At 62.8% G+C, this 26131-nt stretch carries 30 protein-coding genes; 13 read left to right on the top strand and 17 right to left on the bottom strand.

The features are described 5' to 3' along the window. Positions 1 to 104 precede the first annotated feature (104 nt). Positions 105 to 629 carry a tRNA (N6-threonylcarbamoyladenosine(37)-N6)-methyltransferase TrmO gene (gene tsaA, locus HGP13_RS16550; protein ID WP_172227317.1) on the top strand — a complete coding sequence of 175 codons (525 nt, stop codon included), beginning with the start codon at positions 105 to 107 and terminating at the stop codon, positions 627 to 629. Next, positions 626 to 940: a DUF2293 domain-containing protein gene (locus tag HGP13_RS16545; RefSeq protein WP_172227315.1), complete on the top strand. Its 315-nt coding sequence runs from the start codon at positions 626 to 628 to the stop codon at positions 938 to 940. The genes tsaA and HGP13_RS16545 overlap by 4 nt, the downstream gene beginning before the upstream one ends. A gap of 4 nt (positions 941 to 944) precedes the next feature. Here the strand turns inward: HGP13_RS16545 and HGP13_RS16540 are convergent, their stop codons facing one another. After that, positions 945 to 1454 carry a hypothetical protein gene (locus tag HGP13_RS16540; RefSeq protein ID WP_172227313.1) on the bottom strand — a complete coding sequence of 170 codons (510 nt, stop codon included), beginning with the start codon at positions 1452 to 1454 and terminating at the stop codon, positions 945 to 947. A 158-nt stretch (positions 1455 to 1612) separates the two neighbouring features. On the opposite strand from HGP13_RS16540, the gene HGP13_RS16535 reads away from it, so the two are divergent. Further along, entirely contained in the window at positions 1613 to 2575 is a 963-nt protein-coding gene (locus HGP13_RS16535; protein ID WP_172227311.1) for a D-amino acid aminotransferase, read from the top strand. Positions 2576 to 2708: 133 nt separating this feature from the next. Continuing rightward, positions 2709 to 3548, top strand: a complete 840-nt coding sequence (locus HGP13_RS16530; protein ID WP_172227309.1) for an SDR family oxidoreductase — start codon at positions 2709 to 2711, stop codon at positions 3546 to 3548. 72 nt (positions 3549 to 3620) lie between these two features. Here the strand turns inward: HGP13_RS16530 and HGP13_RS16525 are convergent, their stop codons facing one another. Beyond that, positions 3621 to 4238, bottom strand: a complete 618-nt coding sequence (locus tag HGP13_RS16525; RefSeq protein ID WP_172227307.1) for an MOSC domain-containing protein — start codon at positions 4236 to 4238, stop codon at positions 3621 to 3623. A gap of 17 nt (positions 4239 to 4255) precedes the next feature. Next, positions 4256 to 4885 carry a TetR/AcrR family transcriptional regulator gene (locus HGP13_RS16520; RefSeq protein WP_172227305.1) on the bottom strand — a complete coding sequence of 210 codons (630 nt, stop codon included), beginning with the start codon at positions 4883 to 4885 and terminating at the stop codon, positions 4256 to 4258. A 119-nt stretch (positions 4886 to 5004) separates the two neighbouring features. Between HGP13_RS16520 and HGP13_RS16515 the strand changes: the two genes are divergently transcribed. Genes HGP13_RS16515 through HGP13_RS16505 form a run of 3 tightly spaced genes read left to right on the top strand, consistent with a single transcriptional unit; the run spans position 5005 to position 6523 of the window. Continuing rightward, the gene (locus tag HGP13_RS16515; RefSeq protein WP_172227303.1) at positions 5005 to 5427 is read left to right on the top strand and encodes a hypothetical protein; all 423 of its coding nucleotides are present in this window, start codon (positions 5005 to 5007) and stop codon (positions 5425 to 5427) included. 19 nt (positions 5428 to 5446) lie between these two features. Continuing rightward, complete coding sequence (locus tag HGP13_RS16510; protein ID WP_172227301.1) at positions 5447 to 5845, top strand: glyoxalase/bleomycin resistance/extradiol dioxygenase family protein; 399 nt, start codon at positions 5447 to 5449, stop codon at positions 5843 to 5845. A gap of 54 nt (positions 5846 to 5899) precedes the next feature. After that, entirely contained in the window at positions 5900 to 6523 is a 624-nt protein-coding gene (locus HGP13_RS16505; RefSeq protein WP_246707412.1) for an isoprenylcysteine carboxylmethyltransferase family protein, read from the top strand. Positions 6524 to 6548: 25 nt separating this feature from the next. On the opposite strand, the gene HGP13_RS16500 is transcribed toward HGP13_RS16505, so the two are convergent. The 5 genes from HGP13_RS16500 to ettA form a co-directional block, all read right to left on the bottom strand. Beyond that, positions 6549 to 6965 carry a GFA family protein gene (locus tag HGP13_RS16500; RefSeq protein WP_172227299.1) on the bottom strand — a complete coding sequence of 139 codons (417 nt, stop codon included), beginning with the start codon at positions 6963 to 6965 and terminating at the stop codon, positions 6549 to 6551. Between the two features lie 173 nt (positions 6966 to 7138). Further along, on the bottom strand, positions 7139 to 8260 hold the full coding sequence (locus HGP13_RS16495) for a beta-ketoacyl-ACP synthase III (protein WP_172227297.1): 1122 nt from the start codon (positions 8258 to 8260) through the stop codon (positions 7139 to 7141). A 128-nt stretch (positions 8261 to 8388) separates the two neighbouring features. Then, entirely contained in the window at positions 8389 to 8724 is a 336-nt protein-coding gene (locus tag HGP13_RS16490) for a hypothetical protein (RefSeq protein ID WP_027045940.1), read from the bottom strand. 255 nt (positions 8725 to 8979) lie between these two features. Then, positions 8980 to 9750, bottom strand: a complete 771-nt coding sequence (tam, locus tag HGP13_RS16485; protein WP_172227295.1) for a trans-aconitate 2-methyltransferase — start codon at positions 9748 to 9750, stop codon at positions 8980 to 8982. A gap of 47 nt (positions 9751 to 9797) precedes the next feature. Beyond that, positions 9798 to 11447 carry an energy-dependent translational throttle protein EttA gene (ettA, locus tag HGP13_RS16480; RefSeq protein ID WP_172227293.1) on the bottom strand — a complete coding sequence of 550 codons (1650 nt, stop codon included), beginning with the start codon at positions 11445 to 11447 and terminating at the stop codon, positions 9798 to 9800. Positions 11448 to 11702: 255 nt separating this feature from the next. On the opposite strand from ettA, the gene HGP13_RS16475 reads away from it, so the two are divergent. Further along, positions 11703 to 12989: a GGDEF domain-containing protein gene (locus HGP13_RS16475; protein WP_172234743.1), complete on the top strand. Its 1287-nt coding sequence runs from the start codon at positions 11703 to 11705 to the stop codon at positions 12987 to 12989. Positions 12990 to 12998: 9 nt separating this feature from the next. On the opposite strand, the gene HGP13_RS16470 is transcribed toward HGP13_RS16475, so the two are convergent. Continuing rightward, positions 12999 to 13610, bottom strand: coding sequence for a hypothetical protein (locus HGP13_RS16470; RefSeq protein WP_172227291.1), 612 nt, complete (start codon positions 13608 to 13610; stop codon positions 12999 to 13001). A gap of 82 nt (positions 13611 to 13692) precedes the next feature. Beyond that, the gene (locus tag HGP13_RS16465; protein ID WP_172227289.1) at positions 13693 to 14700 is read right to left on the bottom strand and encodes a ribonuclease; all 1008 of its coding nucleotides are present in this window, start codon (positions 14698 to 14700) and stop codon (positions 13693 to 13695) included. 185 nt (positions 14701 to 14885) lie between these two features. On the opposite strand from HGP13_RS16465, the gene HGP13_RS16460 reads away from it, so the two are divergent. From HGP13_RS16460 to HGP13_RS16445, 4 genes are all read left to right on the top strand, one after another. Further along, entirely contained in the window at positions 14886 to 15815 is a 930-nt protein-coding gene (locus HGP13_RS16460) for an alpha/beta hydrolase (protein ID WP_172227287.1), read from the top strand. A 58-nt stretch (positions 15816 to 15873) separates the two neighbouring features. Further along, the gene (locus HGP13_RS16455; protein WP_172227285.1) at positions 15874 to 17037 is read left to right on the top strand and encodes an IS30 family transposase; all 1164 of its coding nucleotides are present in this window, start codon (positions 15874 to 15876) and stop codon (positions 17035 to 17037) included. 107 nt (positions 17038 to 17144) lie between these two features. Beyond that, positions 17145 to 18320, top strand: a complete 1176-nt coding sequence (locus HGP13_RS16450) for a CaiB/BaiF CoA-transferase family protein (RefSeq protein WP_172227283.1) — start codon at positions 17145 to 17147, stop codon at positions 18318 to 18320. Continuing rightward, entirely contained in the window at positions 18317 to 19966 is a 1650-nt protein-coding gene (locus HGP13_RS16445) for a thiamine pyrophosphate-binding protein (protein WP_172227281.1), read from the top strand. Before HGP13_RS16450 ends, HGP13_RS16445 begins: the two co-directional genes overlap by 4 nt. A 44-nt stretch (positions 19967 to 20010) precedes the next feature. On the opposite strand, the gene HGP13_RS16440 is transcribed toward HGP13_RS16445, so the two are convergent. The 5 genes from HGP13_RS16440 to HGP13_RS16420 form a co-directional block, all read right to left on the bottom strand. After that, positions 20011 to 20463: a CHRD domain-containing protein gene (locus HGP13_RS16440; RefSeq protein ID WP_172227279.1), complete on the bottom strand. Its 453-nt coding sequence runs from the start codon at positions 20461 to 20463 to the stop codon at positions 20011 to 20013. Positions 20464 to 20639: 176 nt separating this feature from the next. Then, complete coding sequence (locus tag HGP13_RS16435) at positions 20640 to 21611, bottom strand: ABC transporter substrate-binding protein (protein WP_172227277.1); 972 nt, start codon at positions 21609 to 21611, stop codon at positions 20640 to 20642. A 39-nt stretch (positions 21612 to 21650) separates the two neighbouring features. Beyond that, entirely contained in the window at positions 21651 to 22805 is a 1155-nt protein-coding gene (locus HGP13_RS16430) for an ABC transporter permease (protein ID WP_172227275.1), read from the bottom strand. Next, positions 22802 to 23680: an ABC transporter permease gene (locus HGP13_RS16425; protein WP_172227273.1), complete on the bottom strand. Its 879-nt coding sequence runs from the start codon at positions 23678 to 23680 to the stop codon at positions 22802 to 22804. Before HGP13_RS16425 ends, HGP13_RS16430 begins: the two co-directional genes overlap by 4 nt. A gap of 325 nt (positions 23681 to 24005) precedes the next feature. Then, positions 24006 to 24797 (bottom strand): ABC transporter ATP-binding protein, encoded by a 792-nt coding sequence (locus HGP13_RS16420; protein ID WP_172227271.1) that lies wholly within the window; start codon positions 24795 to 24797, stop codon positions 24006 to 24008. A gap of 130 nt (positions 24798 to 24927) precedes the next feature. On the opposite strand from HGP13_RS16420, the gene HGP13_RS16415 reads away from it, so the two are divergent. Continuing rightward, a complete protein-coding gene (locus tag HGP13_RS16415) occupies positions 24928 to 25332 on the top strand; it encodes a cupin domain-containing protein (RefSeq protein ID WP_172227269.1) in 405 nt (134 codons plus the stop codon). A gap of 17 nt (positions 25333 to 25349) precedes the next feature. Here HGP13_RS16415 and HGP13_RS16410 read toward each other — a convergent pair whose 3' ends face one another. Then, the gene (locus HGP13_RS16410) at positions 25350 to 25727 is read right to left on the bottom strand and encodes a hypothetical protein (protein WP_172227267.1); all 378 of its coding nucleotides are present in this window, start codon (positions 25725 to 25727) and stop codon (positions 25350 to 25352) included. 39 nt (positions 25728 to 25766) lie between these two features. Continuing rightward, positions 25767 to 26129, bottom strand: a complete 363-nt coding sequence (locus HGP13_RS16405) for a hypothetical protein (RefSeq protein WP_172227265.1) — start codon at positions 26127 to 26129, stop codon at positions 25767 to 25769. Positions 26130 to 26131 lie beyond the last annotated feature (2 nt).

Below are 26131 nucleotides of genomic sequence, written 5' to 3'. Positions count from 1 at the left end.
TTGCAAGCGCTATGTCGCTTCCGGACAAGAAAATGCCGCATGCGTGATTTTCCAGTGTGTGCCGCCCAAAAATGTGGTGCGGTTCCAACACAGAGATGGGCAGAATGAGCGGGCCACGCGAAATGTTCGAGGCACGCGAAGGCGAGCCGAGGCTGGACCAGGATCCGGCAAAGATGCCGGCGGACGCCGGCGTCGTCTTCATCGGCCGCATCGCCTCGCCTTGGCTGACGCGGGAGAGCTGCCCGAAGAACATGCGTACGGCCCGCGAGACCGGCCAGCCGGCGGTGCTGACCATCGACGCGCCCTACCGGGATGGCTTGCGTGGACTGGAGCGCGCCAGCCATGTCATCATCCTGTCCTGGCTGCATCACGCGCCGCGGAATCTGATTGTGCAGAAACCCCGCCATGCAGCTGAAGCGAAAGGTGTATTCGGCCTGCGTTCCCCTGCCCGGCCGAACCCCGTCGGCCTGCATGTCGCCAGGCTTGTCGGGTTGGACATCGGCACCGGACGCATCGATCTCGACGCCATCGACGTGCTCGACGGCACGCCGGTCATCGACATCAAGCCTTACTTCGCTTCGACCGACGCCATTGCCGAGGCGACCATCGAAGGACGTGATGAACGATGACAGCGCCGACCGGCCGCCGCCGCGCCATCGCCAAGGCGCTGACAGCCCTTCTGCCGCTGGCGCCTTACGCCGACATGGAAAAGATCCGCACTGACGCCGGCTCGATGCATATGAAAACCTTGCCGCCGACGATCGCGGTGTGGCTGGCGACGATCGCCCATATCCGCCACATGCACACAGACTACGAAAAGCTGCTGGCCGACGGTTATGACCGCGACTCGGCGCGTTTCTTCGTCATCGAGCAGACCAACGTCGTGCTCACCCGCTGGCGCGCGACACGCCTGCTCGACGCCGACGACGAAGAGGAATGAGACGCTACTGCCGCGTCAGCACGGCGATGGCGTTATAAGGCTGGCCGTCGGCTTGCCCGACCCAGGTCCAGGACAGGTTTCCCTTGAAGAACCGGACGGTGACATCGCCGCCATCGATGCACTTGTCCTTGCCGTAGGTGATGCTCTCGTGAAATTGTGCCGACGTCTCATCCCTCGACGTCTGCGATAGCGACCCGCCGCAGCCGAGTGACGGATAGTCGATCGATGCGCCGTCATCCCGGATCGTCATGGCGATCGCCCAGTCGGCGCCGGCGTCACCCGCCGGGCTCTGGTGGCCGCTGCCGACCCAGATGCCGGTAAATGTCCGCGCGGGCACGTTCACCGCGCAAGGCACGTTCTGGAAGATTGGCGTCAGTTCGCTGCCGGTCTTCTCGCAGCGATAGGTCTGGCCGTTTTGGCAGAGTTCGTCGCCTTCTTTCGTGCATTGCGCGCTGGCTTCGCCCGCGGCGGCGAAAATCATCATGGCCGCAGTGACAGCCCAAAACCTGCCCATATCCCCCTCCCATTCTGCCCCATTGGATTATAATGCAACTCCAATCCAATGTATCGGCTACATCGTCAGGGAGGACGAACAGCGTCGGACGGTTGGCTCTATACCTTCTGTCCGGGGTCGATAGGCTGATGACCCGCCCTGCGCGCGAGGAGGCCCCGATGGACCAGACGACGGCAACACAGGCTTCAAAGCCGCCGCCTGTGGTCAGCGACCGCCATATCGACCCGCATGCCTATCCCGACGGCATCGCTTTCCTCGATGGCCAGTACCTGCCGATGTCGCAAGCCAAGATTTCGGTGCTGGATTGGGGTTTTCTGCATTCCGACGCCACCTACGATACGGTGCATGTCTGGAACGGCCGCTTCTTCCGCCTCGATCTGCATCTCGACCGCTTCTTCGGCGGGCTGGAAAAGCTGCGCATGACAATTCCTTTCGACAGAGATGGCATAACTGAGATCCTGCACAATTGCGCAGCACTTTCGGGTCATCGTGCTGCCTATGTCGAAATGCTGTGCACGCGCGGCGCTTCGCCGACCTTCAGCCGCGACCCACGCCAGGCGATCAACCGCTTCATGGCCTTCGCCGTGCCGTTCGGCTCGGTCGCCAATGCCGAGCAGCTGCAGCGCGGCCTGCGTGTCGCCATCAGCGACAAGGTGCGCATCCCGCCCGCCTCGATCGATCCGGCCATCAAGAACTACCACTGGCTCGATCTGGTGCGCGGCCTCTATGACGCCTATGACCGCGGCGCCGAGACCGCGCTCATTCTCGACTTCAACGGCAATGTCGCCGAGGGCCCGGGCTTCAACGCCTTCTGCGTCAAGGACGGCAGACTGTCGACCCCGGCCATCGGCGTGCTGCCCGGCATTACCCGTCGCACCGTCTTCGATCTCTGCGCCGAGGAAGGTCTTGTCGCCGCCGCCGCCGACGTCAGCGTCGCCGCGCTCAAGGCGGCCGACGAGGTCTTCATCACCTCGACCGCCGGCGGCATCATGCCGGTGACGCAGATCGACGGCGCGGCGATCGCCGATCGCAAGGTCGGGCCGATCACCAGCCGGCTGATGGCGCTCTACTGGCAAAAGCACGACGACCCGGCGTGGTCGTCTCAGGTGAACTACCCCTGACCTAAGGGCGTCTTGTTCAAAAAAGATTTCCCCGCGCCGCTGGAAAATCACGCGACAGGCCGTATATGCGTGAAAGCGGAGAAGCCTCCGTTTTCATCCAAAATTGCGCCCGCAGGGGCAAGGATTCCACATCATGACAAACAAGGTTTGGTTCATCACCGGATCGTCGAAGGGTTTTGGCCGCGTCTGGGCCGAGGCCGCGTTGGCGCGTGGCGACCGCGTTGCCGCGACCGCCCGTGACGCCGGCACGCTCGCCGATCTGGTCGCGAAATATGGCGACAACATCGCCGCGATAAAGCTCGACGTCACCGACAAGAAAGCCGTCGATGCTGCTGTCGCCGAGGCGCACAAGCACTTCGGCCGGCTCGACGTCGTCATCAACAATGCCGGCTATGGCCATTTCGGCGCCATCGAGGAAGTCAGCGAGCAGGAAGCCCGCGACCAGATCGAAACCAATGTGTTCGGCGCGCTCTGGGTGACGCAGGCCGTGCTGCCGATCATGCGGGCGCAGCGCTCCGGCCACATCATCCAGATCTCGTCGATCGGCGGCGTCAACGCCTTTGCCTCGCTCGGCCTCTACCATGCCTCGAAATGGGCGCTGGAAGCCTTCAGCCAGTCGCTCAGCATCGAGGTCGCCGAATTCGGCATCCATGTCACGCTGGTCGAGCCGGGCGGCTTCTCCACCGACTGGTCCGGCGCCTCCGCCAAGGTCTCCAAACCGATCGAGGCCTATGCGCCTGCCCGCGCCAAGATGGCCGAGCGCCGCGCCAATTCAGTCGCCGGCGATCCCGAGGCCACCGGTCCGGCGATGCTGGCCATCGTCGACGCCGCCGAGCCGCCGCTGCGCGTGTTCTTCGGCGACGGCGGCCTGCCGATGATCCGCCAGGAATACGCCAACCGCCTCGCCACCTGGGACAAGTGGGACCACGTTTCGGTCATGGCGCAAGGCGCGAAGAAAAACCGCAAGGACTGAGGCCTAGCGCTTCTGCTACGCCGCTCAGTGGGCGGCGTAGCCCTGCCCTCAGGCCACGATGAGAACGCTCGGCTACGCCTGATAAATCCACTGCTCCGGCACCCGCGCCGAAATCTCTTCGCCGGCTCTGACCGTTCCCGGCTTCTCGACCCAGGCGACGAGACCACGCAGCCGTTTGGCCACTTTGGGAAAGAGCAGCGCACCGGCTTCAATGTCGGCCATTCCAGAATTCTCGGCGATCGATCTTCCGGCGAGACGGCATGGTCCGTTCTGTGCGTCGACCTTGAGGGTCGCGCCGCCCTTGAAGAACAGCAGCGTACCGGAAGGCAGCATCGACAGATGCGGCACGCCTTCGATCACCAGATTGGCGCCGATCCATTCCGGCTTGATCTCTGCCAAGCCCATCCGCTCGGCGACAATGGCCAGTTCATCCGCAGCGACGATCGACAGCTGCCGCTCGTTGCGCATTTCGGTGCCGCGCGGATACCAGGGTTCGCGCCCGCCCGAGCGTCGCGTCGGTCCGGCATGGAAATCGCCTGAGATGCCGTCGAAGCCCAGCCGAAATTCCTCCACCGCACGCGTCTGGAAATGATCCGCCGGCGCGACATAGAGCGCTGCCGCGCGGGCGGTAAGTTTCTTTGCCGCGATGATTTCGAGCGGCTTGTCGGCCTCGGGAAAGAGATCCAGCATGGCGTTCCGTCCTTGAATCAAGCTCTCCGTTTTTGCTCTTCGTCCGGCAAGGCCGCAAGGGCGGTTTGGGCCAAAAGGCGCAACTCATCGACCGATGCGCCGTCGCGCGCCTGGATCGACATGCCGTTCATGACGCCGGCCAGGTATTTGGCGAAGCCTTCGACGGAGAGGTTTTCCGGCAGGTCACCCGCCGCCCTGCCCCTGGCCAACCGCTCGGCAATCGCCGCTTCACTTGCCTTGCGATAGGCCTTGAGTTCATCCGCAATGGCTTGCGCCTGCGGCGAGGCCGCCAGCGCACCGCTGACGAACAGGCAGCCGCCGGGCTTGCCGGGTCTGGAATAGGCCTCCGCCGCGCCTATCAGCAACCGCCGGATCGCCTCCCGGGTCGGCACCGGCGCACTCAGTGCGTCCAGCGCAAAGCCAATCTCCGTCTCGTGGTAGCGTGTCAGCGCCTTGCGAAACAAAGTCTCCTTGTCGGTGAAGGCATTGTAGATCTGCGGCGGTGTCAGCCCCATCGCCTCGCGTAGCATGGCAAGCGACGTCGCCTCATAGCCATGCTCCCAGAACAGATGCATCGCCGCATCCAGTGCCCGGTCGGGGTCGAAGGCTCGCGGCCGGCCGCCGCGCGGCTTTTCCAAATTATCCATAATGATCGCTACGAAACCTGTTGACTTGCACGTTTCACATAACGTAACAATTGATACGAAACATGGCAAGCCGGAAGCTTCCGACAAGGCCGTGCAGCCCGAGGATAAGGAGAGCCCAAATGCCAATCACCGTGACCGCACCGGAAGGCGTACTGACAGAGGCCGGAGAGCGCGAGGTCTTGCCGCGCCTCAGTGCCGCCCTCATCGAAGCATCCGGCGCCACCGGCAATTCCTTCTTCACCGCCATTGTCGGCGGCACGGTCCACGTCCTGCCGGCGCACCACATCTATGCCGGCGGCGCCAACCGGCCTGTGGTCATGATCGAGTTGAAATTGCCCAATATCGGTCTTGGCTCGGTCGAAGCCCGCAAGGCCTTCATCGACGCCGCTTCCGGGATCGTCGCAGAACTCTGCGTGCCCGAGCACAGGCCCGAAAACACCTGGATCAACATCGTCAACGCGCCCGACGGCGGCTGGGGCATCGGTGACAGGCAATATACCGGAGACGCGCTCGTCGCAGCCGCCACCGCCGCCGCGTACTGACCAGATAGGGAAAGACAGGATGCGCCTCTCCCCTTCGCTGTTCTTCACCACCAATTGCGAGCCGGCACTGGCCTTCTACGAACAGTGCGGTCTTGGCCTGAAAACAATCCTGCTGCGCTGGGGCGACAACGACATGCCGGTGCGAACCGAAGCCATGCGCGGAAAGATCCTGCATGCGCGCTTCGAAGGTCCCGGCGTTCTGTTCCATGCCTCCGACAATGACGATGCGGAGCCGATGAAAGGCTCCGCCATGATGCTGGAGTTCGACGATCTGGCCGCCATGCGCGAGCTTTTCTCCCGCATGGCCACAGGCGGCCGGATCACGGTGCCCCTGGCGCGGCAATATTGGGGAACCAGCTTCGGAATGCTGGTCGATGCGTTCGGCGTGCAGTGGATGTTCACCTGCTCGAGTGATTGAGCAGGGACCACGATCTTCTTACCGGAACAGCAGCCGGTTCCGGATTCCGCCGCATTGCTGCCGCGCTGCACCCGCTTCATGGTGATGGCCAGACAGTCGGCGGAGGTTCTCATGCGGCCGGTGACGGCAATCACGCTGCTTTGGTTGATCTGGGCGGTGAGCTGGGCCACCGCTGCGCTATGGGCAGACCCCGCGCAGAAGCGCGTCGGATTCAAAGCGCAGGCCCGCTATCGGATTCTGTGGCTGGCCGGTGCGGTGCTCCTGTTCATTCCCACGCACGGCTATGAGGGTCGGCTCAGGCTTTGGATGCCTGATCTCGCAGAGGCCTGGATCTGCGTCCCGCTGATTGCCGTCGGCATCGCCTTCGCTTGGTGGGCGCGGCTGCATCTCGGCAGGCTCTGGTCGGGCACGGTCACCGCCAAGGCCGCTCACCATGTCGTCGACACCGGCCCTTACGGCCTCGTCCGCCACCCGATCTACACCGGACTGCTGCTCGCCATCCTCGCCACCATGGCGGCCAAGGGTACGGTCTGGGGCATTGCAGGCACCGCCCTGCTCATCATCGGCATCGTCGTCAAGGCAAGGCTCGAGGAAAGCTTCCTGCGTGGCGAACTCGGCAGCGCCTATGACGATTATGCCCGGCGGGTGCCGATGCTGGTCCCCTTCACACCGGCCTGACAGACACGATGCGGCGAACGCCAGCTCAGCTCGATTTCCCCGCGGCGCTGCTTTGCCAAAAATGGTCGACAGCACCGTCGATCTGAACCCAACCATGTTTCGACTGCTCGAAAATCGACCTGACGGGAGGCGGGTATTTCGGGTCAGCCAACGCACCGACGGCAACCCCGATCATTGACGGCAACCGGTCGGCTCTCCAATAGACCGTCGAGCCGCAGTTGGGACAAAAGTAGCTGTGCACCTCGCCGCCGCTTGCCGCGTCGCGGGTGAACTCTTTCGAGGTTCCGGAGATGACGACGGCGTCGACCGGATAAAAGGCGCCGACGCCAAATAGGGCGCCGGTTCTGCGCTGGCAGTCGAGACAATGGCAGGCGACAACCAGTCTTGATGGTCCTGGAAGCGTCAGCGTGAGAGCGCCGCAACTGCATCTGGCATCGACCATTGGATACTCTCCTTTCTGAGACGAGATCGCATTGGTGCAAGCCCCCAACACAGGCTGTGTTGAGGGTCTGTTCAGGCTGAACGGGAATGGAAGACAGGCGCGAAACGGCCGGACTGGGTGGATTTCGAAAGTCCGAATGGCCCTGTCAGGCCAGCATCTCGATATCAATATGCCTAGAGCATTCTGATAAGCGCGCCGCCTATCGAATACCCCGCGCCAAAGGCGCAGATCAAGCCGAAATCACCGGGTTTCATGTCGGCATGGTTCTCCGACAGCGCCACGATGGCGCCGGCACCCGCCGTGTTGCCCAGCCGCTCCAGCACCATCGGCGCACGATCGTGATCGACATCGTGGCCGAACGACAGTTTCAGGATCATCGCATTCATGCGCGCATTGGCCTGATGCAGCCAGAAGCGCCGGACGGCCTGCGGCGTCAACCCGTGCTCGGCCAGGAACTCGACGATGAATTTTTGGCCGGCGACGGTGACTTCCTTGAACACCTTGTTGCCGACCTGTTTGATCAGATTGCCTTCCAGGTTGATCATGTAGGGATCATCCTGGGCGGTCCGGGTGTGATAGCCGAGATTGGTGCGGATGTTGTTCGACATCTGCGTCCACAGGCGCGTGTCCAACACCTCGAAACGCCCCGGCCGTTTGTCGCCCTGGGCAAGTCCCTCCACCACCATCGACACCGAGGCGTCGCCGAAGATGAAATGCGTCTGCCGGTCGCGGAAATTGAGGTGGCCGGTGATGATCTCCGGCGTGGTCACCAGAATGCGCTTGTGCGCGCCCGAGCGCACCAGATTGACCGCCAGATGCAGCGCCGCCGCCGCCGAAGAACAGCCAAGCCCCATGTCGAAGCCGGCTCCGGTGGTGCCCAACGCCTCCTGCATTTCGATGGCGATCGCCGGATAGGGACGCTGGTGGTGCGAGGCCGAGCAGATGATCAGGTCGATCTGGGGCGGTTCAAGTCCGGCATGATCGAGTGCCTTCCTGGCCGAGGCGATGCCGAACTCCGCTTCCAGCGACAGCGTATCGTCGGGTCGCGCCGGAATGCGCGGCGTCATCCGCGTCGGATCGAGAATGCCTTCGCGCTCGATCACATGACGGGATTTCACACCCGAAGCATGAACGATGAAGTCGCTGTCGGACTTCTGCAGCAAGGGCTCGCCGGTGCCCTGGCGCCGCGCGTTCTCCGTGTCGACCCAGCTGTTGAAGCTCTCGACCAGCTCTTCGTTCGTGATGACAGCTTCAGGAATTTCAGCGCCGATGCCGCTGATGATGACGCGATGCATGTTTCAGTCTGTCCCATCCGCGGGCGTTGCGGCTTCATGTGGGCGCCGAAACGCTTCGGCGCAACACTTTTCTCATCAGGCCGTTTACGCCGGCTTAAACCAAAGCTTAGGCCGGCTTAAATCCGATCTCACCAGGCACACAGCTTGGTGTTGGTCTGCGGGTTGTTCCAGCAGGCGCCGTCGTCGCGGCTGCGCACAAACTGTCCCGGCAACGGCACGTTGCGGCGGCCGAGATTGACATAACCATAGGCAAAGCCCGGTCCGTCGATCTCCAGCACATAGGTCGGATAGCCCGGCGCCGAGATACGGAAACTGCCCGCATCATCGATCGCGCGGTAGCTGCACGCGAAATAACCGTCATCGCTGGTGAAGCAGCGCGCCCGCTTGGCCTCGGCCGAAACCGAGAATGCCAGAAGGGCCGCCGCGCACACGCCGCCCCCATAAAGCAATCTTTTCAAAGTCATCATCCACCCCCTGCCATTCGGCCACCATGGCCCCACGCGATGAGTTGGCCATGGCCGCGAAACCGGGTCAAGCTGCCGCAATCGAGCTTGGGCGAAGTGGATAATTCTTTCCTAGGGTGTGTTGAGATTCAGGTCAGGCCGCGCCGAAAATGGTGGCTTCCGAGAACCGGAGCGGAGCGTACTTTTCGTACGTGAGCACCGGAAGCGCAGGGAGCCGCCATTTGCAGGCCGGCATCACCTGAATATCAACATATCCTAGCCGGCCCGCTTGGCGACAATGAATATCCGCGGGAAACGCAGCAGCACCTTGCCGTTCGCGGTCTTCGGATAGGCCTTGGCGATCTTGGCCGTGTAGCTGCCGAGGAACAGCTTGCGCTCGTCCGCTTCCAGCGGATCGAGGAAAGGCTTCAGCCCCGTCGACTTCACCCATTCGACGATCGCTTCGGCGTCGGCAAGCGGATGATTGTAGATGGTGTGCCAGATGTCGAGCCGGTCCGAGAGCGGCGACAACAAGTCATAATAGAACGAGACCGGCGGTAGCGGCGCGCGGGCCGCGCCTTTGATCTTTGCCGCGAACGGCACCTCGGCTGCGGTTTCCCGCATCAGCCGGTGCGAATCCTCGGCCATATTGTCAGGCATCTGGATGGCAAGTGCGCCACCAGGGGCGAGAAAGCCCATCAGCCGCTGAAACACGGCCGGATGTTCAGGCAGCCACTGGAACACCGCATTGGCGAAGATCACATTGACCGGCTCTGCCGGCTGCCATGTCGAGGCATCAGCGAGATCGAAGGTCACGTTGGGCAGGCGCGTCCTCGCCTTCTCGATCATGTCGGGAGAGGTGTCGAAGCCGCTCACCGCGGCATCCGGCCAGCGCTCGACCAGAAGCTCGGTCGAATTGCCCGGCCCGCAGCCGATGTCGACGACCCGGCGCGGAAAATCGACCGGCACCTGGGCGACGAGATCACGCGCGGGCCGCGTGCGCTCGTCCTCGAATTTCAGATATTGGGCGGCCGACCAATCAGCCATTTGAGCTCCTCATATCACCTTGAGAATTCGCCGCCCCGGTTTGTCCCTTACCGCGTCAGCCTCTTGTAGGTCATGCGGTGCGGGTTGACGGCTTCGGGTCCGAGCCGGCGGATCTTGTCCTGCTCATAATCCTCGAAATTGCCCTCGAACCATTCGACATGGCTGTCGCCCTCGAAGGCGAGAATGTGCGTCGCCAGGCGATCGAGGAACATGCGATCGTGCGAGATGATGACAGCGCAGCCGCCGAAATTTTCCAGCGCGTCTTCGAGTGCCGCCAGTGTTTCGGTGTCGAGATCGTTGGTCGGTTCGTCGAGCAGCAGCACATTGCCACCGGTCTTCAGCATCTTGGCCAGGTGCACGCGGTTACGCTGGCCACCGGAGAGATTGCCGACCTTCTGCTGCTGGTCGCCGCCGCGGAAGTTGAACGATGCGCAATAGGCACGCGTGTTGGCCTCGAACTTGCCGAGCTTGACCACTTCGGCGCCGCCCGAAATTTCTTCCCAGACGGTCTTCGACGGATCGAGCGCGTCGCGGCTCTGGTCGACATAACCGAGCTTGACTGTTTCGCCGACGCGGATCGTGCCGGCATCGGGCTTTTCCTGGCCGGTGATCATGCGAAACAGCGTCGTCTTGCCGGCGCCGTTCGGACCGATGACGCCGACAATACCGCCCGGCGGCAGCTTGAATTCCAGTCCATCGATCAGCAGCGTATCGCCAAAGCCCTTCGACAAGCCGTCGACCTCGATCACCACATTGCCGAGCCGCTCACCGTGCGGGATGACGATCTGGGTGTCGCTCGGGCGCCGCTTGTCGGCGGCATCCAGCAGGTCCTGGAAGGCCTGGATACGCGCCTTGGACTTGGTCTGGCGGGCCTTCGGGCTCGACTGGATCCACTCGCGCTCGCGGCCGATGGCGCGCTGGCGGGCATCGTCCTCGCGGCCTTCCTGCTTGAGGCGCTTGGCCTTGGCTTCGAGATATTTGGTGTAGTTGCCCTCATAGGGAATGCCGCGGCCGCGATCGAGTTCGAGGATCCAGCCGGTGACATTGTCGAGGAAGTAGCGATCGTGGGTGATGATCATCACGGCGCCCGGATAGGCGCGCAGATGTTTTTCCAGCCAAGCCGTGGTTTCGGCGTCGAGATGGTTGGTCGGTTCGTCCAGCAGCAGAAGGTCGGGCTGGCGCAGCAGAAGCTGGCAGAGCGCGACACGGCGGCGCTCACCGCCCGAAAGCTTGGTGACTTCCGAATCCTTGGGCGGGCAGCCCAAGGCTTCCATCGCCATCTCGACCTGCTGTTCCAGATCCCACAGGTTCAGCCGGTCCATCTCGTCCTGGAGCTTGGCCGACTCGTCGGCCGTCTCGTCGGAGTAGTTCATCATCAATTCGTTGTAGCGTTCGATGATGGCGGTCTTGGCGGCGACGCCTTCCATGATGTTCTCGAACACAGTCTTGTTCGCGTCGAGCGCCGGCTCCTGCGCCAGGTAGCCGACGGTGGCGCCTTCGGCGAGCCACGCCTCGCCGCTCCACTCCTTGTCGAGGCCGGCCATGATCTTGAGGATCGTCGACTTGCCGGCGCCGTTGGGGCCGAGAATGCCGATCTTGGCATCGGGGTAGAAGGACAGATGAACGTTCTCGAGCACCTTCTTGGTGCCATAGGCCTTGTTGAGGCCGGCCATGTGATAGATGAACTGGCGTGCCACGCGCGCTTTTCCCTGAAAAATGACTGGATTTGTCGGATTGAATGGAGGTTGGCCGCTATGTAGGCGATGCTGGGCCGAACGGCAATCGCTTTTGCCAGATCAAGCCTTCCACACGGACAAGTGTGTGCCGGCCGTTAAGTTTTCCACCAGTTGCTGGCGTGCGGAAATCTCCGGTTAACCCTTCCGCGTCAAAACAGGATCGGGGTGGAATCGCTGGATTATCGCGATTTCGAGCGAGAGATCGGATCGACGGCAGTGCTGAACAGTTTCCTGCTCCTTGCCGAAGCGGTCGTCTACTTCAGCATCATGGTGACGCTTTTCCGCTTCAGGAAGCGCATTGGCCTCGGCGTCTTCGTCTGCGCGCTCGGCGTCATGCATTTCCTGGAAACCTATCTCGCCAGCGTCTTTTACGTCGCTCTGCCGTTCGGCTTGGTCTCGCCTGGCTCGGCGGTGCTGTTTTCAGGCAAGTTGGTGATGTTGCTCCTGCTCTACATCAAGGAGGACGCCGCCACCGTGCGCCAGCCGATCTACGGCCTGCTGCTCGGGAATGCACTGATGATCGGGCTGGTGCTGCTCTTGCGCCTGCACGCTATCGCACCGCTGCCCGACGGCCGGCTGCCCGACATCGGCTTCATCGACGAGATGGGCTGGCTGATGGTGTGGGGCACGACGCTGCTGTTCATCGATGCCATTCTGATCATCCTGCTCTATGAAAAGCTTGGGCGGTATCTGCGCCAGGCGCAGTTCGCGCGCATCCTGATTTGCGTCGCCTGCGTACTGACCTTCGACCAGGCGGGCTTCTTCACCGCCCTGCATTTCGTCGCCGGCGCGCCGATCGCGGTCTTCTTCGGCGGCTGGTTCGCCAAGATGGCGGCGGCGCTGACCTTCAGCGCCATGCTTGTCGCCTACCTCAGATGGTTCGAGGCCCGCGACATTCCACTGCCCCGTGGGCTGACCGACATCTTCGAAACCCTGACCTATCGCGAACGCTATGAGGCGCTGGTTGAACATGTCGGCCGCGACGGCCTGACAGGCCTGCTGCATCGCGGACGCTTCGACGCCGACGGTGAGGCAGCCGTCGAGGTCAGCCTGCGCACCGCCAGGCCGCTCAGCCTGCTGATCATCGATGTCGATCATTTCAAGTCGATCAACGACCGCTTCGGCCATGCCGAGGGCGACAAGGTGCTGAAAGCGGTCGCAAGCCTGCTTCGCGAAGTGGCCAGCGCCGAGGACCAGGTGTTCCGGATCGGCGGCGAGGAATTCGCCATCCTGAGTTCGCGTCCGCATCCAGTCGCCAGGCTGTTTGGCGAAAGCATCCGCTACGCGGTCAAGGCATCGACCGTGACCAGCCGCTGCGAGCTGACCGTCAGCGCCGGTGTTTCAACCGTCAGCGAAACGACACGCTGCCTTGCCGACCTGTTCGCGCTCGCCGACCAGCGCCTCTACAAGGCGAAGTCGACAGGACGCGACCGCGTTGTCGGCGAGCCGGGCGGCCACGAGCCCGACACCGCCATTGCCTGGACCAAGTCGGCGCAGATCTAGTTCTGTCGACTACGACTTTCTCTGTCGCGCAATGCCTGTAAACGTCGAGACCGCCATCAGCACGATCGCCAGCCATTTCAGCGCCGTGATGATCGGCCCAGCCTGGATGTCATAGGCGATGAACAAAAGAATGCCCGGCACCAGCAGGCCGCACATGATCAGCATGATGCGGTTGATTTGCCAGGACACTTTTGACGCCAGCGCCTCATCGCCGGCAGCGGGCACCAGCGCCGCGCGCAAAGTCTTGCCGCCCACCAGCATGGCCGAGAGGCGCATCGAGATCGGCAGGCCGAGCCCGATGATGAGGAAGGCGCAGGCGGCCAGCAGCATCGAGAACTTCAGCGCGCTGGTTTCCGCCGGTATCGGAAACAGCAATGTCGCCAGCGGCAGGAAGACGCCGAAAATGCCGAGCGCGGCGATGGCTATGAAGATCGCAGCGTTGACCATCGTGAACAACTGATAAGTGCCGGCGCCGATCGGCCCGGACAGCGCGCGCATGCGCGCCCACTCGGCATCGTTATAGGAAAAGCCCGGCCATTCCATTCGGGCATTGTTGATCGAAACCATGCCCTTGGCCCAGAAAGCCAGCCGCGCCAGCGCACTGCCTGTCACATCCCCCATCGCATCCCCCGTTGAATGATGTCGCCCCACCATAACACCGCGCCTTGGCGCAACGACAGCCCGTTACCGGACTACACTACACTTACTGGAACCCGATCGCGTCAACGGTGCCTGTTGGGCAGCCGGCCTTGTTGGTCGCCACCGAGGCCAGCAGCAGGTCCTTGAGCGAAGAGTTCGGGCCGATCGGACCGGCAAGGCCGAGCGTCAGTTCGCCGATCAACCGCCGGCCGCTTGAAGGATCGATGACGCAAGAAACGCGCACGCGGTCCCCTGCCCCAGCGCCGAAAGCCTGGTCGAAGGCGCCGCGGATCTGGTCCGCCGTCAGCTTGCCGCCAATGGTCTTGGCGAAGAGATCGCGCACTGGCGAGGCGTTGACCTGTCGCATCAGGGCGAGCGCATCGGAAAAATACTCCTGCTGGCTCTTGCCGTAGCAGGTGCCATGCTTGATCCATTCATGCCGTTCCAGCTGCGAGGCCGTGCCCGGCATCACCTGGTCGAGCTCCTTGCGGATGCCGGCATCGAGATTGACGGACGGAAGATCCTTCCAGTGAGCCGGATTGTCATTGGCCTTGTCGTTGGCCGCCACCTGGCAATAGAAATTGCCGTTCGGCTGCGGCCACAGGCCGTGCAAGGTGAAGTTGGTGGCATCGAACTCGTTCGGGTTCTGCGCCTTGCATTCGGCCTTGCTCGACTTGGTCTCGCAGAAGGCCGGCTGCCAGCTCAGGGCGAAGACATATTCGGGTTTTCCCGATGGGGCGGGCTTGCCTTGTCCGCCAGGTGCCGCCGGCACCGTCGCGGCACTGCTGCCCGACAGATGGCCGCACGTGACCTTCACCCAGCGGCGCTCCGGATCGGCGCCCGGCACCAGGATCAGATAGTGCGTCGGCGCATCCTTGTTGCCGGCAAGCAACTGGTAGCTCTGCCCGGCATCGGTCGAGACATTGCCGGGGTTCTTGCCGTTCTTGATCGCCTGCGTTGCCGGACAGGCAGCGTCGGCAACGAAGGTGCCGCTCATCTTGACCTCGGCATGCGCAGCATTGGCCAGCGACATCGCCAGCATGGCCAATCCAAAAACGACACCAATGCGCATGAGAAATCCCCGGCTGAACAAAGTGGGCGACAGACTGTATCTGTCTCCATGTCAGAATTGCGATATTTTGCGGGTCAAACGCAAGAAACATCGTCGCGCAAAAGCAGTTGCTGTGGATTGACGCCAAACCGGCACCGGCGCAAACAAAGCCAACAACGATAAAATGAGGGAGAGACCAGGCGGCCATGCCTTTTGATCAACAACGCATGGTCCGCTCACCGACCGGTGCCGACCTCAACCTTTTCGTCAGGCAGGCTGACGGCAAGCCACGCGCCGTCGTCCAGATCAATCACGGCCTGGCCGAGCATGCCGCGCGCTATGCCCGCTTTGCCGATTTTCTCTCTGCGCGCGGCTTCCACACCTATGTCCACGACCATCGCGGCCACGGCGCCACCAGGGCTCCCGACGCACCGCTCGGCAGATTTGCCGACAAGGATGGTCCTGCCAAGGTGATCGCCGATATCGACGCCATCCATGATCTCATCGCCCGCGAATGCCCTGACCTGCCGGTCATCCTCTTCGGTCACTCGATGGGCGCGTCGGTGGCGCTGAACTATCTTTTGGGCCATTCGCCCCGCATCCATGCCGCCGCGATCTGGAACGGCAATTTCTCGCAAGGCCTGCTTGGACAGGTGGCGCTCGGCGTTCTCGCCTGGGAACGCATGCGGCTGGGCTCCGACGTCCCGTCACGCCTGCTACCGAAGCTCACCTTCCAGGCCTGGGGCAAGGCGGTGCCCAACCACCGCACGCTGTTCGACTGGCTGTCGCGCGACGAGGCCGAGGTGGCGAAATACATCGCCGATCCGCTATGCGGCTGGGATGCCTCTGTCTCGATGTGGCGCGACGTGGTCTCGATGGCGCTGAACGGCGGCAAGGATGCCGGTTTTGCCGGCGTCCGGCGCGACATTCCCGTCGCGATTATCGGCGGTGAAAAGGACCCTGCATCGGACTACGGCAAGGGCATCACCCATCTCGCCAACCGCATGCGCAAGATGGGCTTTTCGAATCTGGTTTCAAAGGTTTACGCCGACACCCGCCACGAAAGCCTGAACGAGCTGAACCGCGACATCATCATGGACGATTTCGCCGCCTGGGCCGACGGCATTCTGAAATAACGACCCCTATCCATCGGTGGGTTCAACCGGTCGTCGCAACACGCTTTAATCTGAGAGGATGAAGAGGTGTTGCATGGTGACGTCACGGATCTGGTTTACGTCAGCGCAGAAGGTCGAGCTTTGGGAGCGATGGAAGCAAGGTCAGAGCATTTCGTCGATCTCGCGGGCACTGGACCGCCGGAACAAGACCGGCGTTCAACGGATCGTATCCTTACACGGCGGCATTGCTCCGTCAGCTAGGCGTAGAGCGGCCTTGGCGCTCGGGCTGGCGGAGCGCGAAGAGATCTCTCGCGGGATCGCGGCGGGTCTTGCGATCCGCGCTATTGCACGAAGTCTCGGGCGATCCCCATCGACAATATGTCGCGAGATCTCGCGCAATGGCGGTGCACAAGCGTATCGTGCAACCCGGGCCGACAAGTATGCTTGGGAGCGAGCGCTGCGCCCGAAGCGGTGTCGCCTGGCATGCTCTGGGCGGCTACGGTGGCGGGTGGCGCAAAAGCTAGCGCTGCAATGGTCCCCGGAGCAGATAGCGGGCTGGCTGAGGCGAGAGTACCCAGGCGATCCAAGCATGCGGATATCTCATGAAGCGATCTATCGCAGTCTATTCATCCAGTCGCGAGGTGTGCTCAAGAAGGAACTAACAGCGCACCTGCGTACCAAACGACAGATGCGGCTCGCCAAAGGCGCACAGAGCCGGACGGGGCAAGGACAAATACTCGATATGATCTCCATCCGCGAGCGCCCCGCCGAGGCTGAGGATCGCGCCATCCCAGGCCATTGGGAGGGTGATCTGCTCACCGGGGCGAACGACACGCACATCGCCACCCTCGTCGAGCGACACAGCCGGTTCACGATGCTTGTAAAGGTGGCGAGGAGGGACTCGGCCACCGTCGTGGCGGCCCTCGCCCAGACGATCGGCACATTGCCCGAAGAGTTGCGGCGCTCGCTAACGTGGGACCAGGGCAAGGAGATGGCTCGGCACAAGAGCTTCACCGTTGCAACCGATCTACAGGTCTACTTCTGCGATCCGCGAAGTCCCTGGCAGCGCGGCAGCAACGAAAATACCAACGGCCTGCTCAGGCAGTACTTCCCGAGAGAAACCAACCTCTCCCATGTCTCGCAGGCCCAACTCAACGCCGTCGCCCTGCGGCTCAATCAGCGACCCCGAAAAACCCTGGACTTCGAAACGCCGGCCGATAGGCTACAGAAGGTGTTGCGATGACCGGTTGAACCCACCATCGCAAACCGGCCCTTTGGCCCATCGCAAGGGCCGTGACAGCGGCACAAGGTGTTGATAGAGGCTGCGGTTCCGACCAATTCTGGTGATTTATGGCCGAACCTCCCCTGAAAGGCGTCCGCGTCGTCGAACTCGCCCGCATCCTGGCCGGGCCATGGGCCGGGCAATTGCTTGCCGATCTCGGCGCCGATGTCATCAAGGTCGAAAGCCCCGATGGCGGCGACGATACCCGCAAATGGGGACCGCCCTTCGTCATGAGCCATGACGGCGAGAATCTGTCGGCCGCCTATTACCATTCCTGCAATCGCGGCAAGCGCTCCATCGCCATCGACTTCTCGACGCCCGAGGGCGCCGAGACCATCCGCCGGTTGGTCGCGACGTCGGACGTGCTGATCGAGAATTTCAAGCTCGGTGGCCTGAAAAAGTACGGGCTCGACTATGACAGCCTGCGCAAGATCAACCCGCGCCTTGTCTACTGCTCGATCACCGGCTTTGGCCAGGACGGCCCCTACGCACCACGCGCCGGCTACGACTTCATCATCCAGGCCATGGCCGGCATGATGTCGATCACCGGCGAGGTCGGGCGCGAGCCGCAAAAGGCTGGCGTCGCCATCTCCGACATCTTCACCGGCCTCTATTCCGTCATCGCCATCCAGGCAGCCCTGCGCCATGCCGACCAGACCGGCGAAGGCCAGCATATCGACATGGCTCTGTTCGACACGCAGATCTCGGCGCTCGGCAACCAGAACCTCAACTATCTCGTCTCCGGCAAGTCGCCGGTGCAGATGGGCAATGCGCATATGAACATCGCGCCCTACGAGGTGGTGCCGGTTCGCGACGGTCACATCATCCTGGCGGTCGGCAATGACGGCCAGTTTGCCAAATTCTGCGCTGCCGTCGGGCTGGATGAGCTGTCGACCAATCCCGACTTTGCCACCAATCCGGCGCGGGTTGCCAACCGGGTCAAGCTGCGCGAGCGCATGATCGGGGCGCTGAAGACCTTTGATCGGGATCCGCTGCTGGCAAAGCTCGAAGCGGCAAGCGTGCCGGCGAGCCCGATCAACACGATCGGCCAGATGTTCGCCGACCCGCAGACGATCGCGCGCGGCATGCGGCTCGACCTCGACGATGGTCACGGCAATCTTCTGCCCTCGGTACGCGCGCCGATGGTGATGTCTGAAACACCGCTGGTCTATAAACGCCCCTCGCCGCGCTTGGGCGAGCACACTGACGAAATCCTTGCCGAACTGGAGAGATCAGCGAAATGAAGACCGGTGGACAACTGATCGTCGACGCGCTGGAAGCGAACGGCACCGACCGCATCTTTTGCGTGCCGGGCGAATCCTACCTTGCGGTGCTCGATGCGCTGCACGATTCCAAAATCCGCACCATCGTCTGCCGCCAGGAAGGCGGTGCGGCGATGATGGCGGACTGCCAGGGCCGGCTGACCGGCAAGCCCGGCATCTGCTTCGTCACCCGAGGCCCCGGCGCCACCAACGCCTCAGCGGGTATCCACATCGCCATGCAGGATTCGATACCCGTCATCCTGTTCATCGGCCAGGTCGCCAGCCACGCCAAGGAGCGCGAGGCTTTTCAGGAAGTCGATTACGTCAGGTTCTTCGGCGACATCGCCAAATGGGTGGTCGAGATCGACGATGCCTCGCGCATCCCCGAATTCGTCACCCGCGCCTTCGCCGTGGCGACATCGGGCCGCCCAGGGCCGGTTGTCATTTCGCTGCCGGAAGACATGCTGACAAGCATCGTCGAAGCGCCGGCCGCCTTGCCACACACGCCGGTCGAGACATATCCCGGCGAGGCCGAACTTGACGCGCTGGAAAAGATACTCAACGGCGCGAAACGCCCCTTTGTCATCCTCGGCGGCACGCGCTGGGACGAGCAAGCGGTGGCTCGGATACGCGCCATATCCGAAACGTGGTCGCTGCCGGTCGGTTGTTCCTTCCGCCGCCAGATGCTGTTCGACCATCTGCATCCGAACTATGCCGGCGATGTCGGCATCGGCATCAATCCGAAACTGGCCACCGCCATCAAGCAGGCCGACCTCGTCCTGCTCATCGGCGGCCGCATGGGCGAGATGCCTTCCTCGGACTACACGCTGCTGAAAAGCCCCTATCCCGACCAGACGCTGGTCCATGTCCATGCCGACGCCGGCGAACTCGGCCGCGTCTACCGGCCGGCGCTGGCGATCAACGCCTCGCCTTCCGCCTTCGTCGAAGCCTTTGCCAAGCGCAAGCCGGGCTCGGCGCCAAGTTGGGCGGACGAGACGACCAAACTGCACGCCGCCTATCTCGACTGGTCGACACCGCCGGCAAGCGGCCCTGGCTCGGTCCATATGGGCCCGATCATGAACTATCTGGAAAAGGTGCTGCCCGACGACGCCATCCTCACCAACGGCGCCGGCAACTACGCCACTTGGGTGCATCGCTTCCACCGCTCCCGCCGCTTCGGCACGCAGGTAGCGCCGACCTCCGGCTCGATGGGCTACGGCACACCGGCCGCGGTCGCCGCCAAGGCGCTTTACCCGGATCGCGAGGTCATCGCCTTTGCCGGCGACGGCTGCTTCCTGATGAACGGTCAGGAATTCGCCACCGCCGTGCAGTATGACCTGCCGATCATCGTCATCGTCGTCAACAACGGCATTTACGGCACCATCCGCATGCACCAGGAGCGCGAATATCCCGGCCGCGTCGTCGCCACAGATCTCAAAAACCCCGACTTCGCGTCGCTGGCCCGTGCCTATGGCGGCCATGGCGAGACGGTCGAGAAGACGGCCGACTTCGCGCCGGCCTTCGAGCGAGCCCGCGCCAGCGGCAAGCCGGCGATCGTCGAAATCAGGCTCGATCCTGAAGCGATCACGCCGACCCGGACGATGACGCAGATCCGCGACAAGGCCTGACGAAAAAGGGGCGGTTACCCGCCCCTTTTTCGGCACGGTTCGCGCTACTTCGCTGCCTCGATCTGCCCGCGAATCTCGCCGTCCTTGTTTGCGGCGGTGTGGACGTTGACATAATAGTTGCCAGCCGCCAGGTCGGCGGCCTGAGCGTCGGTCAGTTCGGCCGAACCCTTGATCGGGCTCTTGAGCTTGCCCTTGAACGGAATGACAGGGCCGGCGTTCGCGCCCATCGCCGCCGGGCCATGAATGTGCGCGGCCGTCGCCGGCCCGCTGAGGCCGGAATATTTGACGTTCCAGCTAAGCTTCTTCTTTGTTGTGTCGAAAGTGAACGTGGCCGTGCCTTTGCCCTTGGTGGTGACGGGCGGGTTCTGCTGGCCGCCATCCAGCGTTGCCTTGTATTTTATCACCTCGGCCATAGCCGGGGACGCGAACAGGAAAGCTGTCGAAATGGCCAGCGCCGAAAATACCGGCAGAAAAGGCAGAAAAGACTGTGTGCGCATGAAGAACCTCCGATTGGCTTGTCGCATGGGTCACGGTCCCCCGACGCGCGCATGCTTCAACGCAACGGCTGGGCGGCGCAATGTTTCCCCGCACACGTTTTTGTGACCGGCCTACCGAAAAAGGGGCGGTCGCCCGCCCCTTTTCAAACGCATGCCAGAAGCGCGGATCGCGCCGCTTACTTGATCGCCTTGTCGGTGATGGCGGTCGTGTAGGCGCCTTTCGGCTCCTTGGTGATGATCTTCTGGTCGAGCAGCGCCTTGGCGGTGCGCTCATAGGTCGCCGGATCGAGCTTGCCGTCGGCATTGTCGATCAGCTTGGCGACTTCGCTCATCATCCGCTTCTGGTGGTTCTCGTCCTGGCCGCCGCCATCCATGACGATGCCTGCGGCTTCGTCATTGTTGTCGATGGCGTATTTCCAGCCTTTCATCGAAGCGCGCACGAAACGCACCATCTTGTCCGCGAAGGCCGGGTCCTTGAGCTTGTCTTCCGACGCATAGAGGCCGTCTTCAAGCAGGTCGTTGCCCATCGCCGAGTAGTTGAAGACTGTGAGCTGTTCCGGCTTGTAGCCGGCGTCGATCAGCTGCCAGTACTCATTGTAGGTCATGACCGAGATGCAATCCGCCTGCTTCTGGATCAGCGGCTGCACGTCAAAGCTCTGCTTCAGGACGGTGACGCCGTCCGGGCCGCCATCGGTCTTCAGGCCAAGCTTGTTCATCCAGGCGTAGAACGGATATTCGTTGCCGAAGAACCAGACGCCGAGCGTGTGGCCCTTGAAGTCGGCTTCGGTCTTGATCGGGCCGTCCTTCGGGCAGACCAGTTCCATGCCGGCCTTCTTGAACGGCTGGGCGATGTTGACCAGCGGCACGCCCTTTTCGCGGGCGGCCAGCGCACCGCCCATCCAGTCGACGATGACATCAGCGCCGCCACCGGCGATCACCTGCTCCGGCGCGATATCGGGGCCGCCCGGCTTGATGTCGACGTCGAGGCCTTCGGCCTCATAGAAACCCTTGGCCTTGGCGACATAGTAGCCGGCAAACTGGGCCTGTGTGACCCATTTCAGCTGCAACGTCACCTTGTCGGCGGCCATTGCCTGGAACGCGGCCAGCGACATCGCACCGGCCAGAACGGGAATAATCAGTCTTTTCATTTTTCTACCCTCTGAAGTTAGTGCCCTAAACCCACCGCCCTATCCACCACGGACAGAGGGATGCCAAAACGTGACGGCTCTTTCGACAAGAGCGACCACGCCATAAAAGACCGAACCCGCAAGTGCTGCAACTGCGATTTCGGCCCAGACCATGTCGATGTTCATCCGCCCGACCTCGGTCGAGATGCGGAAGCCCATGCCGACGACGGGCGTGCCGAAGAACTCGGCGACGATGGCGCCGATCAGCGCCAGCGTCGAGTTGATCTTCAGCGCGTTGAAGATGAAAGGCGCCGCGGCCGGCAGCCTGAGCTTCAGCAGCGTCTGCCAATAGCCCGACGCATAGGTGCGCATCAGGTCGCGCTCCATATGGCCTGACGCCGCAAGGCCTGCGACCGTGTTCACCAGCATCGGGAAGAAGGTCATGATGATGACGACGGCCGCCTTGGACTGCCAGTCGAAGCCGAACCACATGACCATGATCGGCGCCACGCCGATGATCGGCAGCGCCGAAACCATGTTGCCGATCGGCAAGAGCCCGCGCCGCAGGAACGGCACGCGGTCGGCGAGCACCGCGGTGATGAAGCCGGCGCCGCTGCCGACGACATAACCGAAGATCACCGCCTTGAAGATCGTCTGCCGCACATCGGCGCCGAGCACCGGCAGCGAACTGGCGATGCGCGTGCCGATGGCGCTGGGCGGCGGCAGCAGAATGAAGGGAATGCCGGCGCCCCGCGTCACCGCTTCCCAGATGATCAGGATCCAGGCGCCGAAGATGGCCGGGATGATGAGCCGAAGGGCGGTCCGTTCCCAGTTCGCCATCGGGCGAAGTCCCGACAGCACCGCGACGCAACGCCAGCCAAGCAGCCAGGCAGCCGTGAGCAGCAGGAAATACGGCGCCCGCGCCTGACCTTCGAAGCCAGCGATGCCACCGATCAGCAGCCAGGCCACGAGATGCGCGCCGATGAAAAGCACGGCAGCTTCGACGATGGACGGTATTCTGGCCATGGAGATCAGAGCAGCGAGAACCAGGGCGCCGAAAATCAGCCAGCTTGTCGCCGCATAGGGATAGATCAACGTCCCGGCAGGCTGCGCCAGCGGATCCACTTTTGGCGCGGCGATCGCGCCGAGCGCGACCGCGATCAGGCACAGCACGATCGCTAGCACCGCTTGCCAGGAAGGCTTCAGCCAGTTCATGCCGGCCTCCCGCCCATGGCGCGGTCGACGAGGCGCCCGACAATGCCGACCACCATGACCAGCAGTGCCGCCACGATCGAGCCGGCGACGAGCGCCGACCAGATGTCGATGGATTGGCTGTAATAGGCGCCGGCGAGCAGCTTGGCGCCGATGCCGGCGACCGCACCGGTCGGCAGTTCGCCGACGATGGCGCCGACCAGGCTTGCCGCCACCGCCACCTTCATCGAGGTGAACAGAAACGGCACCGAGGCCGGCACGCGCAGCTTCCAGAAGGTCTGCGAGGCGCTGGCATTGTAGGTATGCATCAGGTCGAGATGCATGATCTCGGGCGAGCGCAGGCCCTTCACCATGCCCACTGTCACCGGGAAGAACGACAGATAGGTCGAGATCATCGCCTTCGGAATCAGGCCGGTGATGCCGACTGCCGCCAAAACCACAATGATCATCGGCGCCACCGCCAGGATCGGAATGGTCTGCGAGGCGATGATCCACGGCATCAGGCTGCGGTCGAGCGTCGCCACATGCACGATCCCCACCGCAATGATGATGCCGAGCGCGGTGCCGAAGCCAAAGCCGAGCAGTGTCGACGACAGCGTGACCCAGGCATTGTAGACGAGGCTGCGGTTCGAATTGATGGGCCGCAGAAAGGTGTTCTCGAAGAAGTTCACCGCCACTTGATGCGGCGCCGGCAGCGTCGGCTTGGGCTGCGACAGCGTCTTGCCTATGAGTTGGCTGAACGTGGAGGTCTCATTGGCACGGCGGTCGAGGTCGCGCTGGAACGGCGTGTTCAGAATGACGGCGAAGACGTACCAGAGGATGACCACGCCAGCGAGGATCGAGGTGACGGGAACGAGCTTGTCGCGAAAGGTGTCCATCTAGCGCTGCCCTTCTCCTCTCCCCGCCGGGGAGAGGGTGGCCGGGGCGAAGCGAAGGCCGGTTGCCCTTCTCTTCGTCATCCTAGGGCGGAGCAAGGAGCGAAGCGACGCGGCGCAGACCCTAGGATCCATGCCGTTACCTCTGTGCTCCGCAACGGTGCAGAACACACCTCCCTGCGCCTCGCTGTGTTTGGTGCGTATTTTCAGCCGCTTGCGCCCTGCGGCTAATGTCACGGCATGGATCCTAGGGTCTGCGCAAGCCGCTGCGCGCTTGCTTCGCCCTAGGATGACGAAGGCGTGGTTAGTCGCTCGCTTGTCAGGGCCCTCAATCATCATAGCTGTGCCCTGCCCTCAAGCCATCGCGCACGCGCGCTGCGATCGCCAAAAACTCCGGCGTCTCGCGGATGTCGAGTGGCCTTTCCTTCGGCAGCGTCGATTCGATGATGTCGCTGACCCGGCCGGGCCGCGGCGACATGACGACGATGCGCGTCGACAGATAGACGGCTTCCGGGATCGAGTGGGTGACGAAGCAGATCGTCTTGTTCGTCCGCCCCCACAATTCCAGCAATTGCTCGTTGAGGTGGTCGCGCACAATCTCGTCCAGCGCGCCGAACGGCTCGTCCATCAAAAGCAGATCGGCGTCGAAGGCCAGCGCGCGGGCGATCGAGGCGCGCTGCTGCATGCCGCCGGACAGCTGCCAGGGGTATTTCTTCTCAAAGCCCGAGAGGTTGACGAGGTCGAGCGTGCGCTTGATGCGCTCCGCCTGCTCCGCCCTGGGCAGGCCCATGATCTCCAGCGGCAGGCCGACATTGCGCTCGATGGTGCGCCACGGAAACAGGGCGGCGGCCTGGAAGACATAGCCATAGGCGCGTTTCTCGCGCGCCTGTTCCGGCGTCATGCCGTTGACCGAGATCGTGCCCGAGGTCGGCTTCTCCAGATCGGCGATGACGCGCAGCAGCGTGGTCTTGCCGCAGCCGGACGGTCCGATGAAAGAGACGAACTCCCCCTTGCCGATCGTCAGGTCGACATTGGACAGCGCCTGCACCGGCCCATCATTGGTCTGGAAGGTGAGGCCCAGTTTGCTTGCCGCGACGACGGCTGGCGAAGTCCCGGTCATCGGCTACAGCCTGCCTGTTCCCGCCCCTGCGGCGCTGGCCGGATTCCGATTGCTTTTATCGCGATGTTGTTTTCCACTCGCCCAGTCCCATTGGTCTTGTTCCACTCAGATCGACGCCCGGAGTTCCCCGATGTCGCCCAAACCCACTTGTCATCTTATCCGCCCTGAAAGCACTTATGAAGGCAAGCAGGGTTTGACTTATTTCGCCGGCATCGCCACCGAGTCGGTCGGCTCTTCCGGCATCTGCATGCATGTGCTCACCATGCCGCCCGGCGCGCGCGCCAAGGCGCATCTGCACGAGAACCATGAAACGGCGATCTACGTGCTCTCCGGCGAGGTCCATACCTGGTATGGCGACCGGCTCGAGAACCACATCGTCGTCAAGGCCGGTGACCTCTTCTACATTCCGGCCGGCGTGCCGCATCTGCCGGCCAATCTGAGCAACGCCCCGTCCTCGGCCGTCATTGCCCGCACCGATCCCAACGAGCAGGAAAGCGTCGTCCTGCTGCCGGAACTGGATGCGCTGGTCGCCTGAGACTGACGGGATCGCCGTCATTTGCACCGCGAGACTTCCCCCATCACATTGCCGTCAGCATCGGTGATCGTCAGCTTCTTGGCGTTCTTGGCGCTGTGCTTGATGGTAAACGTGGTCGGCTCCTGTCCATCTTCGCCTTCCGCCTCGCATGTCGCTGTCACCACCAGCGATCCGTCAGCCTGCGCCTCCGTCTTCGAGAACGTGCAGGCGCTGGCGGCGGTGATCAATTCCTTGTCCGTCAAAAGCAGCATCTGATCGGCGGCGACTTCCTGGCCGTTGCGGTTGATGCAGCCATATTTGTCGCCATAGGGTTTCGACAGGTCGATGCCTGCGGCGGAAGCCTGACCGGCAGCCAGCACAAAAATCATCGCAACAGACAAACCAAAAGCGCGCATGCTCATCCCCAAATCCCCCAGATCCCAATGCTCAAAACGTCAAGAACATGATTGAAGCGGCCCCAGTTCCTCAAGGCCGGGAATGGTGACGAAGAAACCATCCTCTCCCTTGTTGGTGACCACGATGGTTTCGATTGTCGTCCCCGCCTCGCCCTCAGCGGAACAGGTTGCATCAAGCGATTGCGTACCCGGCGCTGTCGTCAGTTGCTGCTCGAACCGGCAACCACTACCATAGGTCTCGATGCCTTCCGCGGTCAGCAGGATATAGGCATCGCTGTCCTGATATCCGGCCTTCACCCCGGCACAGCCGACATCATTGCCCCAAGAGCCGGCTAGCACGACAGCCGCGGCCGCCGGACCACCGGCCAGGACCACCGAGATGAGCGCGGCCGAGCGCGCCAAGC

The organism is Mesorhizobium sp. NZP2077 (assembly GCF_013170805.1).
In the GTDB taxonomy this organism is placed as follows: domain Bacteria; phylum Pseudomonadota; class Alphaproteobacteria; order Rhizobiales; family Rhizobiaceae; genus Mesorhizobium.
Note: the sequence above shows the minus strand (reverse complement) of the source record. Positions and strands in the feature narration are given on the sequence as shown.

Coding starts and splice junctions, on each gene's coding strand:
- HGP13_RS16545 (WP_172227315.1), top strand. CDS start 626: ATGACAGCGCCGACCGGCCGCCGCCGCGCCATCGCCAAGGCGCTGACA.
- HGP13_RS16490 (WP_027045940.1), bottom strand. CDS start 8,724: ATGACTTTGAAAAGATTGCTTTATGGGGGCGGCGTGTGCGCGGCGGCC.
- HGP13_RS16500 (WP_172227299.1), bottom strand. CDS start 6,965: ATGGTCGATGCCAGATGCAGTTGCGGCGCTCTCACGCTGACGCTTCCA.
- HGP13_RS16410 (WP_172227267.1), bottom strand. CDS start 25,727: ATGCGCGCTTTTGGTTTGTCTGTTGCGATGATTTTTGTGCTGGCTGCC.
- tsaA (WP_172227317.1), top strand. CDS start 105: ATGAGCGGGCCACGCGAAATGTTCGAGGCACGCGAAGGCGAGCCGAGG.
- HGP13_RS16440 (WP_172227279.1), bottom strand. CDS start 20,463: ATGCGCACACAGTCTTTTCTGCCTTTTCTGCCGGTATTTTCGGCGCTG.
- HGP13_RS16455 (WP_172227285.1), top strand. CDS start 15,874: ATGAAGAGGTGTTGCATGGTGACGTCACGGATCTGGTTTACGTCAGCG.
- HGP13_RS16450 (WP_172227283.1), top strand. CDS start 17,145: ATGGCCGAACCTCCCCTGAAAGGCGTCCGCGTCGTCGAACTCGCCCGC.
- HGP13_RS16525 (WP_172227307.1), bottom strand. CDS start 4,238: ATGCTGGATCTCTTTCCCGAGGCCGACAAGCCGCTCGAAATCATCGCG.
- HGP13_RS16515 (WP_172227303.1), top strand. CDS start 5,005: ATGCCAATCACCGTGACCGCACCGGAAGGCGTACTGACAGAGGCCGGA.
- HGP13_RS16470 (WP_172227291.1), bottom strand. CDS start 13,610: ATGGGGGATGTGACAGGCAGTGCGCTGGCGCGGCTGGCTTTCTGGGCC.
- HGP13_RS16415 (WP_172227269.1), top strand. CDS start 24,928: ATGTCGCCCAAACCCACTTGTCATCTTATCCGCCCTGAAAGCACTTAT.
- HGP13_RS16495 (WP_172227297.1), bottom strand. CDS start 8,260: ATGCATCGCGTCATCATCAGCGGCATCGGCGCTGAAATTCCTGAAGCT.
- HGP13_RS16435 (WP_172227277.1), bottom strand. CDS start 21,611: ATGAAAAGACTGATTATTCCCGTTCTGGCCGGTGCGATGTCGCTGGCC.
- HGP13_RS16430 (WP_172227275.1), bottom strand. CDS start 22,805: ATGAACTGGCTGAAGCCTTCCTGGCAAGCGGTGCTAGCGATCGTGCTG.
- HGP13_RS16465 (WP_172227289.1), bottom strand. CDS start 14,700: ATGCGCATTGGTGTCGTTTTTGGATTGGCCATGCTGGCGATGTCGCTG.
- HGP13_RS16520 (WP_172227305.1), bottom strand. CDS start 4,885: ATGGATAATTTGGAAAAGCCGCGCGGCGGCCGGCCGCGAGCCTTCGAC.
- tam (WP_172227295.1), bottom strand. CDS start 9,750: ATGGCTGATTGGTCGGCCGCCCAATATCTGAAATTCGAGGACGAGCGC.
- HGP13_RS16540 (WP_172227313.1), bottom strand. CDS start 1,454: ATGGGCAGGTTTTGGGCTGTCACTGCGGCCATGATGATTTTCGCCGCC.
- HGP13_RS16420 (WP_172227271.1), bottom strand. CDS start 24,797: ATGACCGGGACTTCGCCAGCCGTCGTCGCGGCAAGCAAACTGGGCCTC.
- HGP13_RS16425 (WP_172227273.1), bottom strand. CDS start 23,680: ATGGACACCTTTCGCGACAAGCTCGTTCCCGTCACCTCGATCCTCGCT.
- HGP13_RS16510 (WP_172227301.1), top strand. CDS start 5,447: ATGCGCCTCTCCCCTTCGCTGTTCTTCACCACCAATTGCGAGCCGGCA.
- HGP13_RS16445 (WP_172227281.1), top strand. CDS start 18,317: ATGAAGACCGGTGGACAACTGATCGTCGACGCGCTGGAAGCGAACGGC.
- HGP13_RS16460 (WP_172227287.1), top strand. CDS start 14,886: ATGCCTTTTGATCAACAACGCATGGTCCGCTCACCGACCGGTGCCGAC.
- HGP13_RS16535 (WP_172227311.1), top strand. CDS start 1,613: ATGGACCAGACGACGGCAACACAGGCTTCAAAGCCGCCGCCTGTGGTC.
- HGP13_RS16530 (WP_172227309.1), top strand. CDS start 2,709: ATGACAAACAAGGTTTGGTTCATCACCGGATCGTCGAAGGGTTTTGGC.